This window comes from Allobosea eneae (genome assembly GCF_042657265.1).
Lineage (GTDB): Bacteria > Pseudomonadota > Alphaproteobacteria > Rhizobiales > Beijerinckiaceae > Allobosea > Allobosea eneae.
Map to the genome: position 1 here is coordinate 291974 of NZ_JBHSLW010000010.1, position 15162 is coordinate 307135.

General features: G+C 66.1%; 17 protein-coding genes and 1 tRNA gene. 13 read left to right on the forward strand and 5 right to left on the reverse strand.

Annotated features, from left to right (window positions below; all coding sequences use genetic code 11):
* Window positions 1-134 precede the first annotated feature (134 nt).
* The 4 genes from ACFPOB_RS09625 to ACFPOB_RS09640 all read left to right on the forward strand — a co-directional run bounded on the left by ACFPOB_RS09625 (window position 135) and on the right by ACFPOB_RS09640 (window position 3130).
* Window positions 135-983, forward strand: coding sequence for an AraC family transcriptional regulator (locus ACFPOB_RS09625; protein WP_377797814.1), 849 nt, complete (start codon window positions 135-137; stop codon window positions 981-983).
* Window positions 980-1633, forward strand: coding sequence for an SAM-dependent methyltransferase (locus ACFPOB_RS09630; protein ID WP_377797815.1), 654 nt, complete (start codon window positions 980-982; stop codon window positions 1631-1633). Before ACFPOB_RS09625 ends, ACFPOB_RS09630 begins: the two co-directional genes overlap by 4 nt.
* The gene (locus tag ACFPOB_RS09635; protein WP_377797816.1) at window positions 1630-2517 is read left to right on the forward strand and encodes a DMT family transporter; all 888 of its coding nucleotides are present in this window, start codon (window positions 1630-1632) and stop codon (window positions 2515-2517) included. The genes ACFPOB_RS09630 and ACFPOB_RS09635 overlap by 4 nt, the downstream gene beginning before the upstream one ends.
* A gap of 109 nt (window positions 2518-2626) precedes the next feature.
* Window positions 2627-3130, forward strand: coding sequence for a hypothetical protein (locus ACFPOB_RS09640; protein ID WP_377797818.1), 504 nt, complete (start codon window positions 2627-2629; stop codon window positions 3128-3130).
* 57 nt (window positions 3131-3187) lie between these two features.
* On the opposite strand, the gene ACFPOB_RS09645 is transcribed toward ACFPOB_RS09640, so the two are convergent.
* On the reverse strand, window positions 3188-3580 hold the full coding sequence (locus ACFPOB_RS09645) for a hypothetical protein (RefSeq protein WP_377797819.1): 393 nt from the start codon (window positions 3578-3580) through the stop codon (window positions 3188-3190).
* 108 nt (window positions 3581-3688) lie between these two features.
* Window positions 3689-4690, reverse strand: coding sequence for an SDR family oxidoreductase (locus tag ACFPOB_RS09650; protein ID WP_377797821.1), 1002 nt, complete (start codon window positions 4688-4690; stop codon window positions 3689-3691).
* A 148-nt stretch (window positions 4691-4838) separates the two neighbouring features.
* On the opposite strand from ACFPOB_RS09650, the gene ACFPOB_RS09655 reads away from it, so the two are divergent.
* From ACFPOB_RS09655 to ACFPOB_RS09665, 3 genes are all read left to right on the forward strand, one after another.
* Window positions 4839-6494: an FAD-binding dehydrogenase gene (locus ACFPOB_RS09655; protein WP_377797823.1), complete on the forward strand. Its 1656-nt coding sequence runs from the start codon at window positions 4839-4841 to the stop codon at window positions 6492-6494.
* Between the two features lie 104 nt (window positions 6495-6598).
* On the forward strand, window positions 6599-7339 hold the full coding sequence (locus tag ACFPOB_RS09660) for a phosphatidylserine decarboxylase (protein ID WP_377797825.1): 741 nt from the start codon (window positions 6599-6601) through the stop codon (window positions 7337-7339).
* Window positions 7340-7498: 159 nt separating this feature from the next.
* Window positions 7499-8371: a CDP-alcohol phosphatidyltransferase family protein gene (locus ACFPOB_RS09665; RefSeq protein ID WP_377797826.1), complete on the forward strand. Its 873-nt coding sequence runs from the start codon at window positions 7499-7501 to the stop codon at window positions 8369-8371.
* Here ACFPOB_RS09665 and ACFPOB_RS09670 read toward each other — a convergent pair.
* Window positions 8368-8745 carry a hypothetical protein gene (locus ACFPOB_RS09670; protein ID WP_377797828.1) on the reverse strand — a complete coding sequence of 126 codons (378 nt, stop codon included), beginning with the start codon at window positions 8743-8745 and terminating at the stop codon, window positions 8368-8370. The two genes, ACFPOB_RS09665 and ACFPOB_RS09670, sit on opposite strands and share 4 nt — an antisense overlap.
* A gap of 284 nt (window positions 8746-9029) precedes the next feature.
* Here ACFPOB_RS09670 and ACFPOB_RS09675 point away from each other — a divergent pair, with 284 nt between their 5' ends.
* The 6 genes from ACFPOB_RS09675 (at window position 9030) to ACFPOB_RS09700 (ending at window position 13779) form a co-directional block, all read left to right on the forward strand.
* Window positions 9030-9680, forward strand: a complete 651-nt coding sequence (locus ACFPOB_RS09675) for a Maf-like protein (RefSeq protein WP_377797830.1) — start codon at window positions 9030-9032, stop codon at window positions 9678-9680.
* Window positions 9681-9701: 21 nt separating this feature from the next.
* Window positions 9702-11129: an L-lactate permease gene (locus ACFPOB_RS09680; protein WP_377797832.1), complete on the forward strand. Its 1428-nt coding sequence runs from the start codon at window positions 9702-9704 to the stop codon at window positions 11127-11129.
* A 109-nt stretch (window positions 11130-11238) separates the two neighbouring features.
* Window positions 11239-12063 (forward strand): SDR family NAD(P)-dependent oxidoreductase, encoded by an 825-nt coding sequence (locus ACFPOB_RS09685; protein WP_377797835.1) that lies wholly within the window; start codon window positions 11239-11241, stop codon window positions 12061-12063.
* The gene (yacG, locus tag ACFPOB_RS09690) at window positions 12053-12259 is read left to right on the forward strand and encodes a DNA gyrase inhibitor YacG (protein WP_377797837.1); all 207 of its coding nucleotides are present in this window, start codon (window positions 12053-12055) and stop codon (window positions 12257-12259) included. Before ACFPOB_RS09685 ends, yacG begins: the two co-directional genes overlap by 11 nt.
* A gap of 555 nt (window positions 12260-12814) precedes the next feature.
* Window positions 12815-12890 (forward strand) — tRNA-Phe (locus tag ACFPOB_RS09695).
* A gap of 136 nt (window positions 12891-13026) precedes the next feature.
* Window positions 13027-13779: a DUF5131 family protein gene (locus ACFPOB_RS09700; RefSeq protein WP_377797838.1), complete on the forward strand. Its 753-nt coding sequence runs from the start codon at window positions 13027-13029 to the stop codon at window positions 13777-13779.
* On the opposite strand, the gene ACFPOB_RS09705 is transcribed toward ACFPOB_RS09700, so the two are convergent.
* Complete coding sequence (locus ACFPOB_RS09705) at window positions 13734-14666, reverse strand: three-Cys-motif partner protein TcmP (RefSeq protein WP_377797840.1); 933 nt, start codon at window positions 14664-14666, stop codon at window positions 13734-13736. The two genes, ACFPOB_RS09700 and ACFPOB_RS09705, sit on opposite strands and share 46 nt — an antisense overlap.
* A gap of 121 nt (window positions 14667-14787) precedes the next feature.
* Window positions 14788-15072 (reverse strand): hypothetical protein, encoded by a 285-nt coding sequence (locus ACFPOB_RS09710; protein ID WP_377797842.1) that lies wholly within the window; start codon window positions 15070-15072, stop codon window positions 14788-14790.
* Window positions 15073-15162: the final 90 nt, after the last annotated feature.

Genomic DNA, 15162 nt, shown 5'->3' on the forward strand with positions numbered 1-15162 from the left:
AAGCAGACCCCGCCCCGGAGCTAAGGCTCCGGGGCGGCGGCTTCCGGAAAGAGCGCTGTCGGTAGTGGACGATCGATCAAGCGACCGGCTGAAGCCGATGATATGCACGGGACTTTCGCGGGAGGAACCGGGGCATGTCGCTTGCCGACAAGGCGCTTTGGGTGATGGAGCGCAATTCCAGCCGGGAACTGACGCTGGGCTCGATCGCTGCGGCCTGCGAGGTCTCGCGCTCGCACCTCGCCAATGCCTTCGGAACGGCGAGCGGCTGGCCGGTCATGGCCTATCTTCGGGCACGGCGATTGAGCGAGGCCGCCAAGCGCCTAGCCGCCGGTGCTCCCGACATCCTCACGGTTGCGCTCGAATTCGGCTACGGCTCGCACGAGGCCTTCACGCGCGCCTTTCGCGAGCAGTTCGGCGCCACGCCGGAGGAAATCCGCAACAGCGGCAGCACCGAGCGGATCGAGCTCGTCGCGCCGTTGCGGTTGACGAATGGCTGCGCGCGCACACCGATCCCGACCCTGCGCGAGCTGCGTCGTTTGCGCCTCGTCGGCCTGTCGGCGCCATGCTCATATGAATCGGCGATCGGGATACCGGCGCAGTGGCAGGCGTTCATGTGCGACCATTATGCCGACATCCCCGACAAGGCGCCGGGCATACCCATCGGCGTCTGCCGCGCGCCTGATGAGGATGGCTGCTTCGAATATATGTGCGCGACAGAGGTCAGCACGGCCTGCGTGCCGCGCAAGCCGCTCGCTGCTCTGGAGATCGAGCCCAGGGGCTATGCTGTCTTCGAGCATCGCGACCACGTCTCGACGATCTTCGATACCTACACGGCGATCTGGAACATGGCATTGCCCGCCGCCGGGCTCAACGCGGCGAACGGTCCCGTGCTCGAATTCCACAATGACGACTTCGACCCGGGCACCGGGCTCGGCGGCCTGACGATCTGGATTCCCCTGGAGCGCGAGGGACGTGGGAGATGAGTGTACCGGAAACACCCAAGGATGGCGGAGAAGCGAGCCGCTCGGCCTCCAACACCTCGACCCTCGCCGGTTACGAGGGCTGTGCCGACGAGTATGCGGAAACGACCGCGCCCAAGCCGGAGGCGGATGATCAGCCGGCACTGGTCGAGCTGCTGAAAGCACTCGAGCCCGGAAGCCGCCTGCTCGAGATCGGCTCCGGCCCGGGCTGGGACGCCGACTGGCTCGAGGAAAGAGGGCTCGTCATCAGGCGTACCGACGGTGCGGACTCCTTCGTGCAGTTCCAGGTGTCGCGTGGCCGCCAAGCCGAACGCCTCGATGTGATCGGCGACCCGCTCGGCGGTCCCTATGACGGCGTCGTCGCGCTGCACGTGCTCCAGCATGTCGAGCGCGAAATCCTGCCTTCCGTCCTCTCCAGGATCGCCGCGGCGATCCGCGACGGCGGCGTCTTCTTGCTCGCGCTCCGGGAGGGGGAGGGCGAGAGCGCCGACATCGGCTCGAAAGGGAACGAGTATTACGTCGCCCTCTGGCCGCGCGCTGAAATCATTGCCGTTTTGGCGGCACTCGACCTCGGCCCGCTCTGGTCGAACTCCTTCGAAGGGCGTGAAGGCCGCTGGCTGACCGCCTTGTTCAGAAAGGGCCTGCCCGCATGAGCCGGAAAGCCTTGCTGCTCTTCCTCGCCCTCGGCGTGATCTGGGGCGTGCCTTATCTGCTGATCCGGATCGCCGTCGCCGACTACCACCCGCTCATCGTGGCGTTCGGGCGTGCGGCGATCGGTGCCCTGGTGCTGTTGCCCTTCGCGATACGTGGCGGCGGCATCATGGCCGGCTTCCGCAAGCCGGGCTGGCTGATCCTGTTCACGCTGGCCGAGATCAGCGGGCCCTGGTTCCTGATCGGCTTCGCCGAGACGCGGGTCACGAGCTCGCTCGCCGGCCTGATCATCGCGCTGACGCCGATCCTCGCGGCGATCCTGGGTGTCGTGCTCTCGCAGGAGCGGCTTGGCACAGGCCGGCTCATCGGTCTCGGCCTCGGTTTGGCCGGTGTCGTCGCTCTGCTCGGCTTCGACGAGCAGCCGACCGAGCTCCTGCCAGTGCTGGCCCTGGGCGCGAGTGCATTCGGTTATGCGCTCGGGCCGATCATCGTGGCACGCAGGCTCGCCGATACCGACGATGGCGCGGTGGTCGTCGCCTCGCTCATCGTCGCATCCGTCCTCTATCTGCCCTTCGTCCCCGCCTATTGGCCGGCACGTTTCCCGCTGGATGCATCGCTCGCCGTGCTGGCTCTCGCCATCATCTGCACGGCCTTGGCCTTCCAGCTGCTGTTCGCGCTCATTGCCGAAGTCGGCGCGTCGCGGGCGACGGTGATCGCCTATCTCAATCCGGCCGTGGCGGTGCTGCTGGGAGTGAGCATCCTCGGTGAGCCGTTCTCCTTCGCGCTGCTGCTGGGTTTCGCGCTGATCGTCGCCGGTTCCTATTTCTCCACGGCGCGAAAGCCTCTCGACGGCGAGCCCGCCGAGACTCGGGCGGCGGCGGAATGATCCATCTGAGAATCCTTCCAGAATAGCCCTCGCCAGCCTGCTCCAAGGTTGGCAGTATCGCATCCGCAGCGACCGCGGGGTTGCTGCGGCCGAAGCGGGGGGCTTCATCATGTTCGTGCTCGATCCGACCACTTTGGTCGGCTTTCATACCTGGCTCAGCATCATCGCGATCGTCGCCGGCATTCCGATGACGGCGGCGCTGCTCAAGGGCCATCTCAGCCAACGCTGGAACGGCGTTTATCTCTCGACCTCGGCCGCGACCGACATCACCGGCTACGTCTTCCCGTTCAGCGGCGTGCTGCCGTCGCATATCGTCGGGGCGATCTCGCTCCTCTTGCTGGCGATCGCCGCGGTCGCCCTCTACGGCAAGGGCTTGCAGGGAGCCTGGCGCCGGACCTACGCGATCACGGCGGTGCTCTCCTTCTATCTCTTGATCTTCGTGCTGGTCGCGCAGCTATTCCTCAAGGTCGCCGTGCTGCGCGACATGGCGCCGACGCAGAGCGAACCGCCCTTCGCCATCTCGCAAGGCATCGTGCTCGCCATTTTCCTGGCGCTGACGGTGCTGGCGGCAAGGCGCTTCGGCAATGGGGTGAATTTCGCTCGTCCGGCATGAAAAAGGGCGGCCTGGAGGCCGCCCAAGTTCTCACCATTCCGGTCTTCCGACGCGGCTTCAGTCACGGTCGACGTCGACGATTTCGCCGCGCCAGTTGATCTCGACGCGAAGGTCGTCGCCACGCCTGTCGGTGCCGTCGATCACCCAGACATTGCCGCTCCAGCGGGCCTGGTCGATATCGGCGACGCCGTTGCGCCGGGCGATCCTGATCGCCTCGCGCTGCGAGATCATGTCGTAGCGCGCGCCGTCATAGCCGCCCCGGTCAGCGCCGCGGCGATAGTCGTCGGGTTTGTAGGTGCCGCCGCGATAGGGCGCATTATCGTAGCTGGTCGGCCCGCGGTCATATTTCGGAATGCTATTCTCCGGCCGCAGGTCGACGCCCTGCGCCATAGCCGCGAGCGACGACACCGCGAGCGCACCGGCCACCAGTCCGATCTTCAGAGGTCTCATCCTCATCCTCCGGGTTGATGATCTCTGCTGTTTCAACCGCTGCGGCGAGGATGCGTTCCAAAATTTTTCGTGTCCATTTTGCGGCAAATCTTTAATCCAACCAATGGTCTAGCCGTGTCCGCCAATGATCGGCAGGATTTCGCCGGTGATGTAACTCGAGCAGTGCGGCGAAGCCAGGAAGACATAGGCCGGCGCGATCTCCTCCGGCTGCGCCGGCCGCTTCATCGGCACTTTCGAACCGAACTCCGCCACCGCCTCGGCCGGCCGGTCCGACGGGTTGAGCGGTGTCCAGACCGGGCCGGGCGCAACGGCGTTGACCCTGATCCCGCGCGGCAGAAGATGCGCCGCCAGCGAGCGGGTGAAGGCATGGATGCCGCCCTTGGTCGTGGCGTAGTCGATCAGTTCCTTGCTGCCCTCCAGGCCGACCACCGAGCCGGTGTTGACGATCGCGCTGCCTTTGCCGAGATGCGGCAATGCCGCCTGCGTCAGATGGAAATAGCCGTGCAGATTGGTGCGGATCGTCGTGTCGAAATGCTCCTCGCTCAGATCCTCGAAGCGCGGCGCATGCACCTGGAAGGCGGCGTTGTTGACGAGGATGTCGAGCCCGCCGAGTGCCTTCACCGTCTTCGCCACGGCCTCCCGGCAAAAGCCGGAATCACGGACGTCGCCGGAGATGGCGATGCCTCTGCGGCCTTCCTTCTCGATCGCGGTGAGCGTTTCCTTCGCGTCCTCGTCCTCGCCGAGATGCAGGATCGCGACATCGGCGCCTTCGCGCGCAAACAGGACTGCGACAGCCCGGCCGATACCCGAATCGCCACCGCTGATCAGCGCGACCTTGCCTTCGAGCTTGCCAGAGCCCTTGTAGAAGGGCGCGTCGTACATCGGTGCCGGGTCGAGCGCCGCCTCCGAGCCGGGCTTGGCCTGATGCTGGGGCTTGAATGGCGGCACTGGATAGAGCCGCGCACCGGCCTGCACCGCGCCATCCTTCTGCTTCGATGGCCGGGCGTCGGCGCGGGCGATCTCCTTCTGAATGCGCCGCTGCTGCTTGGCGGCGGTTTTCACCGATTTGGGCGCCTTGTCGTCTTGGCGCTTCGCGGCGGTCTTGGCCATCCGAGTCTCCTTGTGTGCTTTCCCTGTTGCTTTGGGCAACGTGTCGCTGCTGGCTCTGTTCCGCGCGCCGCCTCATCCAACGCCCTTGCGGCCAGGCGACTTCTGGGCAAGCTCGACCGCAACGGGAATCCGGCTGCAGGGAGGGGGCATGGCGCTCGAGGCGGATGTGGTCATCGTCGGGGCCGGCCTTGCCGGCCTCGTCGCCGCGGCCGAACTGGCCGATGCCGGCCGCAGGGTCGTCATCGTCGAGCAGGAGCCGCGCACCTCGCTCGGCGGCCAAGCGCACTGGTCCTTCGGCGGGCTCTTCCTGATCGATTCGCCCGAGCAGCGCCGCCTGCGCATCAGGGATTCGCTCGCTCTCGCCCGTCAGGACTGGTTCGGCTCGGCCGGCTTCGATCGCGACGAGGACCATTGGCCCAGGCAATGGGCGGACGCCTATCTCGATTTCGCCGCGGGCGAGAAGCGAGCCTGGCTGCACCAGCAGGGCATGCGCTGGTTCCCGGTCGTCGGCTGGGCCGAGCGCGGCGGCTACCTTGCCACCGGCCACGGCAACTCTGTGCCGCGCTTCCACGTCACCTGGGGTACGGGGCCGGGCGTGCTCGAACCCTTCATGCGCCGCGTCGCGGAGGCGGAGGCGAAAGGGCTGATCGAACTGCGCTTCCGCCATCGCGTCACCAGCCTGACGCGCGGCGGCGACGGCATCGACGGCGTCGAGGGCGAGGTGCTCGAAGAGAGTCCGGTCGAACGCGGGCAGGCGAGTTCGCGCACCGTGACTGGCAATTTCGCGATCCGGGCCCAGGCTGTGATCGTCGCCTCCGGTGGCATCGGCGGCAATCACGAGCTCGTCCGTCGCAACTGGCCGCAGCGTCTCGGCGAGCCGCCAAAACATATGCTCTCCGGCGTCCCGGCCCATGTCGACGGCGCCATGCTTGGCGTCGCCGAGGCTGCCGGCGGCCGGCTGATCAATGGCGACCGGATGTGGCACTATGTCGAGGGCATCGCCAACTGGGCGCCGATCTGGCCGGCTCATGCCATCCGCATCCTGCCCGGTCCGTCCTCGCTCTGGTTCGATGCGCGCGGCAACCGCCTGCCAGCGCCGCTCTTTCCCGGCTTCGACACTTTGGGCACGCTTGAGCATCTGCGCAGGACCGGTTTTGACCATTCCTGGTTCGTCACCAGCCGCAGCATCGTCGCCAAGGAGTTCGCGCTCTCGGGCTCCGAGCAAAACCCGGACCTCACTGGCAAGAGCTGGCGCCAGGTCATCCAACGTGCGCGGGCCGGGATGCCGGCGCCGGTCCAGGCCTTTCTGGACAAGGGCGAGGATTTCATCGTCGAGACCGATTTTTCGCGGCTGGTCGCTCGCATGAACGAACTCGGCGGCGCCGGGCTGATCGACGAGGGGCATTTGCGCATGCAGATCGAGGCGCGCGACCGCGACGCCGACAACCCCTATGGCAAGGACCTGCAGGTCACGGCGCTGCGCGGCGCGCGCGCCTATCTCGGCGATCGGCTGATCCGCACGGCCAAACCGCATCGCATCCTCGACCCCGCCCACGGCCCGCTTGTCGCGGTCCGCCTCAACATCCTGACGCGCAAATCGCTGGGCGGGCTGATGACCGATCTCTCGGCGCGCGTGCTGGGGGATGACGGCGAGCCGGTACCCGGCCTCTATGCGGTCGGTGAGGCCGCCGGCTTCGGCGGCGGCGGTCTGCACGGCTACCGCGCGCTGGAAGGCACCTTCCTCGGCGGCTGCATCTTCTCGGGACGAGTCGCGGGAAGGGCGGCGGCGAAGGCGGTTGGATAGGATCGATTGTCGCGCGGTCCCCGCGCCCCTTTCGCAAAAGCCCGCAAAAGCCTAAACAGCTTGCCCGCCTTGCGGTCTCAACCCCGCCGCGAAGGCGAAGCCGAATGCGCGTGCCGCGCCAACAAGAGCAACAGGACTTTACGACCATGTCTCTCGTCGACTCCGTCCGCCGGACGATCGTGCCGATCCACAAGGAAGGCTATGTCTTCATCGCCATCGGCGTGGTGGCGACGCTGGTGCTCGGCCAGCTCTGGGCGCCCTTCGGCTGGATCGGCACGCTGATCACCCTGTGGATCTGCTATTTCTTCCGCGACCCCGTGCGCATCGTGCCGCAGCGCGAGGGGTTGGTGATCTCGCCCGCCGACGGCCGCATCAGCCAGATCGCCACCGCCGTGCCGCCGCCGGAACTGGAGCTGCCGGCCGAGCCGATGACGCGCATCTCGGTATTCATGAACGTCTTCGACTGCCATGTGAACCGCAGCCCGGTCGCCGGCCGCCTCACCAAGATGGCCTATACGCCAGGCCTCTTCCTCAATGCCGAGCTCGACAAGGCGAGCGAGGACAATGAGCGCAACGCGCTGGCGATCGAGACGCCGGCCGGCACCATCGCGGTCGTCCAGATCGCCGGGCTGATCGCCCGCCGCATCGTGCCCTTCGTCAAGGAGGGCGATCCGCTCGGCCAGGGCGAGCGCTTCGGCCTGATCCGCTTCGGCTCGCGCGTCGACGTCTACCTGCCGCAGGGCGTCGTCCCGCTGGTCGGCGAGGGCCAGACCGCGATCGCCGGCGAGACCGTGCTGGCGGATCTTTCCGGCAACGACATCGGCCGGGTGTTCAGGGGGATTTGAGCCAGGAACATCATTCTCGGGCGGGGCGCAGCGACGACCCGACAATCTTGTGCCAAGACCGCAATGCCTCCCGGTCCCGAGGCGCTCGGGTCAAGCCCGAGCATGACCCTGGTCGCCCGACGCTAGCCTCCCATCTTAAAACCGCGTATTCCGGCTGATATGAGCGACCTCTTTCCGCCTTTCGAGCCCGAGCGCGTCGAAACCAAGCGCGCGCGCTTCAAGCCGATTCCGTTCCGGCTGATCGCGCCGAACGTCATCACCCTGCTGGCGCTCTGCCTCGGCCTGACCGCGATGCGCCTCGTCGTCGAGGGCAAGCTCGAGACCGCCACGATCTGCATACTGGTCGCTGCGGCGCTCGACGGCGTCGACGGCCGGCTCGCGCGCCTGCTCAAGGGCACCTCGCGCTTCGGCGCCGAGCTCGATTCGCTCTCCGACTTCGTCAATTTCGGCGTCGCCACCGGCTATGTGCTGTGGGTCTTCGTCCTGCACGACCTGAAGTCGTTCGGCTGGATCATCGTGCTGACGCTCGCCTGCGCCATGGCGCTCCGGCTCGCGCGCTTCAACGTGATGATCGACGATCCCAACCGGCCGGAATGGCAGAAGAACTTCTTCGTCGGCATGCCGGCGCCCGCCGGCGCGATCACGGCGATGCTGCCGCTCTATCTGCACTTCATCGGCGTGCCCGTGCAGGACTATGGCGCGCCTTTCGTCGGGCTGTATATCCTGTTCATCGCCTTCCTGACGATTTCGCGCATCCCCTGCTATGCCGGCAAGACGCTCGGCACCCGCATCCCGCGTGACCAGGTGCTGCCGATCTTCGTCGCGGTCGTCGTCGCGGCCGGGCTGCTTTTCGCCTACCCCTTCGAGATGCTGGCGCTCGTCGTCGTCGCCTATCTCGCTCTGATCCCGGTCAGCGTCGCGCGCTACCGCAAGCTGGAGCGCGAGTATGCCGCAGAGGCCGCCGCACCCGCCGTCAGCGAAGCGACTGTGACCGAGCCGGTAACCGAACTCGGCTTGGAGCCGAAAGCCTAGCGCCGCTTCGCCAGCCGGCTGGCATTGGCGCGGGTGCGCCGCGAGAACGGCTCGAGCGAGCTGTGCACGGCTTTGGCTGTCGCCTCGCCGAGCCCGTTCGGGGTTAGCGGGTTGAGCGCCATGCTCCACCAGAACAGCGCCGCGGCATGGCCGATGGCGAAGCTGCTCTCGGCCATCGCCGCCGCCTTCTCGACCACCGCCTTGCTCGCCTCGCGCTGGCCCCTGGCGTCGCCGAGTGCGCCCTTGGCCAGGATCGGCAGCCGCATCGCGATGGTGAGCCCGGCATCGACCTGCATCGCGACCATCTCGGTAAGCACGCTCTGCGCGTTCGCTGCGAGTGCGACAGTCGAAGCCGGTCCAGTCCGTGACGCCATGGCGAAAGCTCTCCGGTGACGAGAAGGGGGCCAAGCAGCCAAGCCCTCGCGGGTCGCCGCCACGCCCGCTTCTCCGATGTGGCAAGCTAAACCGTTTAGTGCAATCCGGGACAATGCATGGCCGTGCCCAAATTCTGGGCCTTGCACAGGAGATGCGAGGAGCCACGCGCGAGGCTCCGGTTGGCATGCAACCATGCCGCAACAGCGAAAGTGGTTCCCAGCTCGGCGGAACATGCTCTAAAGCCTTGCAGGAAATTCGTCCTCGACCCGCAGCGAGCCGACACTTGAATCTCTTCAGCTCCCAGAAGCCGCCCGGTTGGCGGCCCAAGCTGGTCTTGGCCTCGGCCTCGCCTCGGCGACTCGCCCTGCTCGAACAGGCCGGCCTCAAGCCCGACGCACTGCTGCCCTCCGATCTCGACGAGAGCCCGCTCAAGGGCGAGCGCCCGCGCGATCTCGCTCGCCGGCTCGCCCGCGCCAAGGCCGAGGCGGGCCTGGCCGGGCTGAAGGGCCGGCCCGATCTCGAAGGCGCCTATATCCTCGCCGCCGACACCGTTGTCGCGGTCGGCCGGCGCATCCTGCCCAAGGCCGAGATCGTCGACGAGGCCGCAGCCTGCCTGCGCCTGCTCTCCGGCCGGGCGCACCGGGTCTACACCGGCGTCGCGCTGGCGACGCCCTCGGGCGCGATCCGCGAACGCATCGTCGAGACGCGGCTGCGTTTCAAGCGGCTCTCCGGCGAGGACCTCGAAAACTACCTCGCCTCCGGCGAATGGCGCGGCAAGGCCGGCGCCTATGCCATCCAGGGCATTGCCGGCTCCTTCGTCGTCAAGCTCGTCGGCTCCTATACCGCTGTGGTCGGCCTGCCGCTCTACGAGACCGTCAACCTGCTCGGCGGCGAGGGCTTCCCGGTTCGCCTCGGTTGGCTGAATGTCGGCTGAGCCCAGCGGCGCCGGGCTGCCATGATCCTGATCTGGCTCTCGCCGCTCATCCTGTTCCTCGGGCTGATCCTGTCCGGCCGCTCGGCGCTGACCGCCGGTATCTTCGGCACGATCTGCGCCGCCATCGTCGCCTATCTCGCCGGTCCCAACCATCCGGACGCCGCTGCGATTGCCCGGCATTTTGCCGCCGGCGCCTGGATCGGCCTGCCGGCAACGCTCGTCATCGTCGCCGGGCTCGCCTTCTCGCTCAGCCTGGAGAAGGCGGGCGGTGATGACGGCCTGGTTCAGCCGGAGCATGGCTCGCTCGCCGAGGTTTGCCTGCTGCGCGGACCCTTTCTGGAGACCACCACCGGCTTCGGCGTCGGCTATGTCGTCGCCGTCTCCGGCGCTCGAAAGCTCGGCGTCGACAAGGCGCCGGCACTGGCGCTCGCCACCTTCAGCCAGATCCTGGTGCCCTGGGGCGCGCTCGGCATCGGCACCAGGATCAGCGCCGACATCGCCGGCGTCTCGCTCACGGCGCTGATCTGGCGGATCGCGGTCGTGACAGCGCTGCTCGTCGCGCTGCTGCTGCCGCTGTTCTGGCGCTTGTCGCGGCAGGCCGGGCTGTCGCCGGCGCTCGCCGACCGCCTCGAATGGGCCGGCCTGATCGCATTGCTGATGGCCCTGCTCGTCGCCGCGAATCTCACGCTGCCGCTGGAGCTCGCCGCGATTGCGGCGCTGGCTCCCGTGATGCTGCTGCGCTTCCTGCGCGTGAAGGGCTGGGCCGGGGTCGACCGGGCGCTGCTTGTCCGCCTTGCGCCCTATATCGCGCTCGTCGTCGCACTGGCGCTGATGCGGCTGCTGCCGGCGGTCCATGACCGGCTCGAGCATCCGTCCTTCAAGCCGTTCGCCGACGCTTCGGCCTTCGCGCCGCTGCTCTCGCCGGCCCTGCCACTGCTCATCATTGCGCTCGTGGTCGCCCTGCGCCGCGGCGGGGCCAAGCAGGCGACGGCCCTGATGAAGCTGACGCTGCAGCGCGCCGGCCGCGCCGCGTTGCTGACCTTCCTGCTCGTCGGCATGGCCTGGATCATGGTCGGCTCCGGCCTCGCCGGCGGCATCGGCCTTGCCGTCAGCGCCGTGCTCGGCTCCTGGGCGGCCGGCATCGTCCCGGTGGCGGGTGCGCTCGGCGGCTATCTCACCGGCTCGAATACGGGCGCCGGCGCCGTCTCGATGCCGCTCGCCACGGCGCTCGTCCCGGCCGGCGAGGCGCGGCTTCTGGTGATCGCCGCTGCAGTCGTCGCCGGCAGCCTGCTCACCGCCGTCAGCCCGGTCCGCGTCACCATGGGCCAGGTCCTGATCAAGGCGACGACGGGCGAGACCGGACAGGCGCTGCGCTCGCTCTGGCCCTGGTTCGCGCTGGTCGTCGGCCTCACCACAGTGATCGCGCTCGCAGCCGCGCAGCTTGCCTGAGCGCTTCCGGAGCGCATGCCGGCTTGCATGCCATGCGCTTGCTCCGGCTGCCGCGAGTGCCGATGGTGGCGCCAACACCAAGCAGGTGCGCAGGGCAGGGAACATCGCCATGACGAAACGTCTCGAAGGCAAGGTCGCGATCGTCGCGGGCGCTGGCTCGATCGGTCCGGGCTGGGGCAATGGCAAGGCGACCGCGACCGTGTTCGCCCGCGAAGGCGCCAAGGTCGTCTGCGCCGACCGCAATCTCGAGGCCGCTGAGGAGACAGCGAGCATCATCGCCAGCGAGGGCGGCGAGGCCTTCGCGATCCGCACCGACGTCACCAGCGAGGATGATCTCGCCGCGCTCGTCGCGGCGACTCTCAAGGCCTATGGCCGCATCGACGTGCTCGACAACAATGTCGGCATCGCCGAGGTCGGCAGCGTCGTCGACCTGCCGCTGGAGACCTGGGAGCGCGTCTTCAGGGTCAACCTGGCCGGCTGCTTCCTGGCGATGAAGCACGTCATCCCGGTGATGCAGCGCCAGTTTGCGCAGAGCGGGCAGGGCGGCTCGATCATCAACATCTCCTCGATCGCCTCGATCCGCCACACCGGCGTGCCCTATGCCAGCTATGGCGCCAGCAAGGCGGCGATGAACCAGCTCACCCGCACGACGGCAGCGCAATACGCGCCCGAGAAGATCCGGGTGAACGCCGTGCTACCCGGCTTGATGAAGACGCCGATGGTCGAGCATTCCGCCGGGCTCGCCCAGACCTATGGCAAGGGCGACGTCGCGGCGATGTGGGCGGCGCGGGACCGTCAAGTCCCCATGGGCCATATGGGCGAGGCCTGGGACGTCGCCTGGGCGGCGCTCTTCCTTGCGAGCGATGAGGCGCGCTATGTCACCGGCATCGAGCTACCAGTCGATGGCGGAGTGACCTTGCAATATGGCGCCTGAACAACCCGAGAATCCGAAACCGTCGCGGCCTTGCCCGATCTGCGGCAAGCCTGCTGTGCAGCGCTTCAAGCCGTTCTGCTCGGCCCGCTGCGCCGACATCGACCTCGGCCGCTGGCTCAAGGGCAACTACGTGATTCCGGGCGAGCCGCTGGAGGAGACCGAGGACGCGCCGATGCGGCGCGACGAGGACGGCTGAGGCCGATCAAGCACCGTCATAGCGAGGAGCAAGGCGACGAAGCAATCCAGGGTACGTAGAGCTCGGCCGCCCCTGGATTGCTTCGCTTACGCTCGCAATGACGATGGGAGCCCGGACATGGAAAGGCCCGGCGTTTCCCTGTCGGGAGGACGCCGGGCCATTCGCTGACCGGCCGCGCGACGGGTCAGGACTTTTCGGTGGGCTCATCGCCCTGAATTCCGCCTCCCGCGCGATCGAACTGCCGGTACATCCGCGGCTTGCTCCAGATCGGCGGTAGGCACGGCGCCATCACTGGCGCCGCCGCATCAACCCGACTACCGCGCTTTGGTTCCAGGGCTTGTCAGCATCGGCGCTGCCATCGTGCTCGCTGCCGGCCCGGCCGACGCGACATTAGCGCCGGGCGCGGCAAATGGGCCGTCTTGGCTGGGGTTTTCACGCCCTGGCGGGGCCGGATGAAATTTTCCCACCGGCAGGATCGTTTGTCGGCTGGACAGCCCGCGCCCATGCCTCTATATCGCCTCGCACCAACCGAAGCGCAGCGCGCTTCGCGGGAATGCCCAGGTAGCTCAGTTGGTAGAGCATGCGACTGAAAATCGCAGTGTCGGTGGTTCGATTCCGCCCCTGGGCACCATTCTTTCATCATTGCGTTGCTTATGATCCTGAGGCGCGTCTTGATCTGAAATTCTAGAAACTCAGACGCCGGCGCTCTTTAGGATGACGCAGCAATTGCTGCTTCGGAGCAGTGCCGGGCGCGATGGAGCGCTTTCATGGCTGAGACGACAATCGAATGGACAGACGCGACATGGAACCCGGTTGCCGGGTGCTCTGTAGTGACCGCCGGTTGCACAAACTGCTACGCCATGCGAATGGCCGCCCGTTTGGAGGCAATGGGCGTCAAAAAGTATGATGGTCTGACTAGAGAAAGCGGCAACCGACGCATTTGGACCGGACGGCTCTACCTTGACGAGGGATCTCTTGGGTTGCCTCGCAAGTGGCACAAGCCACGACGCATTTTTGTGAACAGCATGTCGGACCTGTTCCACGAGGACGTGCCCGTCGAGTTTATCCGCCGCGTATGGGAGACGATGGCTGCAACGCCACAGCATACATTTCAGGTCCTCACCAAACGGCCTGAACGCATGGCGGAGGTTCTTTCTGACAGAGCATTGAGTGTCTTGCCAAATGTTTGGCTTGGAACGAGCGTTGAGGACGCCCGAGTTCTCGGTAGGCTCAGCGACTTGCGCCGTGTGCCAGCCGCGATCCGCTTTGTTTCCTTTGAGCCGCTGATCGGCTCAGTAGCTGGGGCAAATCTCCATAGCATTGCTTGGGCAATTGTTGGTGGCGAGAGTGGCCCGCGCTCTCGCCCAATGGAGCCCAAATGGGTTGATGAGATTGAGGCCGCATGCCGGCAGCACGGCGCAGCATTCTTCTTCAAACAATGGGGAGGTGTGCAGAAGAAGCGCGCTGGCCGAACCTATCGCGGCCGCCAATGGGATGAGTTGCCAGAGTTGAGAACGTGACTAGCGATTTTCTTTGCAAGGGCTACTGCTTTCGGCGCAGGGTTCGCGGTAGCAAAAAACAATGAAGCAAGCGCGTGCCCTCGTGAGCCGGTAATGCGTCGCGGAGGTAGCACAACCCCCTTGAAGACGCTTTCCAGACGCTTCTGGACATACGCTTCGATCGCGTTCACATCGGCCGTTCTTACACGAGCGGCGTCGTCGTCCATTAAACCCAAGAGATTACTCGAAGGTGCTGCGGGTTTGTACCATTCGTGTTGCCATTCATCGGTCCCGAGTACCGAGTTCAGCTTGGCTCGTTTTCTATCGTCGATTGCGGCGGGCTCACGCGCTGCTTGTCGATACAAGCCCATCAGGGGAAAGAAGCACCACATATCGATTGCCTCTGTTCGCGCGACAGCCTCGATGGTCTCCCAGCTCACTTCCATTCCATAAGGATCGAGAAATAGCAGGCCGCGAATGGGTGGGCTCTTGTGGGAGCCTTGCCACGGTGTGTTGCGACATAGCCGTTGAACGACTGCGTTTGCGTCACCGTTCTCTAAAACAACGCGATGCTCGGGATACTCGGTAGAAAGGCGTTCGAGAGCTGCAAACCGACCTGGATCTTTCTCAATTAAAACGAAACCTCCAAATGGAGGTTTTGTTTCGAAGGCTCGTTTTGCAGATCCAGGTAGTGTTATTGTTTCCGGATCACCGTCATCGACCTCAAAAAGCGGAAGAGTTGGCTTCGTCTCCACCCTCGTGCCTGAACCAGCAAATGCGTCGATATAGACCAGAACGAAGCCCTTCTCTCGCAAGGCAGTTGTATACGCACTCATATAGGCTTGCAGCCGATCGAGCTTCTCGTCTGTATGCCGCCCTCCGAAGCGGTGTTGCTCATCCGCAGGCATTCGGCCAACTCCCGATCTGGCGCGACGTAAAGTTACTGTAGTTGATGCACGTTCGGGTTGCGCACGCAACGTTCTTAGTCGGCCTCGTAGCCCTGGCCCATCGCCTTCCAATTTCGGCCTATTAACCTAGCCTCCGATCCCGCTCATCGACAATCCGCTCCACGATTTCCCAATGCTCGGCCAGCAACGCCTGCAGCGGCCCGATCGGCCTGAACGCCCGCTGATCCCACTCTTCCTCGCCTTGCTCCTCCCAGGCTGCGATCGCCGCGTCGGCCGCGGCGAGGTGTTTGGCTGACAGGGTGGGCGGCGGCGGGGCGCCGGCTTCCTCGACGAGGCGCCTGGCGATCTCATGGCGCAGATCCTCCTCGCGTTGCAGCAGCGATTCGAGCGGGTCGGTATAGGGCATCTCTCGGGCCTCGCGGCGACCGGGCGAACGCGGCCGCGCCGACGGCGCGGCAACACTGCGCTTCCTCGCGCGTTCACGCCCGAAGGGCAA

Coding starts and splice junctions, on each gene's coding strand:
- ACFPOB_RS09625 (WP_377797814.1), top strand. CDS start 135: ATGTCGCTTGCCGACAAGGCGCTTTGGGTGATGGAGCGCAATTCCAGC.
- ACFPOB_RS09630 (WP_377797815.1), top strand. CDS start 980: ATGAGTGTACCGGAAACACCCAAGGATGGCGGAGAAGCGAGCCGCTCG.
- ACFPOB_RS09635 (WP_377797816.1), top strand. CDS start 1,630: ATGAGCCGGAAAGCCTTGCTGCTCTTCCTCGCCCTCGGCGTGATCTGG.
- ACFPOB_RS09640 (WP_377797818.1), top strand. CDS start 2,627: ATGTTCGTGCTCGATCCGACCACTTTGGTCGGCTTTCATACCTGGCTC.
- ACFPOB_RS09645 (WP_377797819.1), bottom strand. CDS start 3,580: ATGAGACCTCTGAAGATCGGACTGGTGGCCGGTGCGCTCGCGGTGTCG.
- ACFPOB_RS09650 (WP_377797821.1), bottom strand. CDS start 4,690: ATGGCCAAGACCGCCGCGAAGCGCCAAGACGACAAGGCGCCCAAATCG.
- ACFPOB_RS09655 (WP_377797823.1), top strand. CDS start 4,839: ATGGCGCTCGAGGCGGATGTGGTCATCGTCGGGGCCGGCCTTGCCGGC.
- ACFPOB_RS09660 (WP_377797825.1), top strand. CDS start 6,599: ATGCGCGTGCCGCGCCAACAAGAGCAACAGGACTTTACGACCATGTCT.
- ACFPOB_RS09665 (WP_377797826.1), top strand. CDS start 7,499: ATGAGCGACCTCTTTCCGCCTTTCGAGCCCGAGCGCGTCGAAACCAAG.
- ACFPOB_RS09670 (WP_377797828.1), bottom strand. CDS start 8,745: ATGGCGTCACGGACTGGACCGGCTTCGACTGTCGCACTCGCAGCGAAC.
- ACFPOB_RS09680 (WP_377797832.1), top strand. CDS start 9,702: ATGATCCTGATCTGGCTCTCGCCGCTCATCCTGTTCCTCGGGCTGATC.
- ACFPOB_RS09685 (WP_377797835.1), top strand. CDS start 11,239: ATGACGAAACGTCTCGAAGGCAAGGTCGCGATCGTCGCGGGCGCTGGC.
- yacG (WP_377797837.1), top strand. CDS start 12,053: ATGGCGCCTGAACAACCCGAGAATCCGAAACCGTCGCGGCCTTGCCCG.
- ACFPOB_RS09700 (WP_377797838.1), top strand. CDS start 13,027: ATGGCTGAGACGACAATCGAATGGACAGACGCGACATGGAACCCGGTT.
- ACFPOB_RS09705 (WP_377797840.1), bottom strand. CDS start 14,666: ATGCCTGCGGATGAGCAACACCGCTTCGGAGGGCGGCATACAGACGAG.
- ACFPOB_RS09710 (WP_377797842.1), bottom strand. CDS start 15,072: ATGCCCTATACCGACCCGCTCGAATCGCTGCTGCAACGCGAGGAGGAT.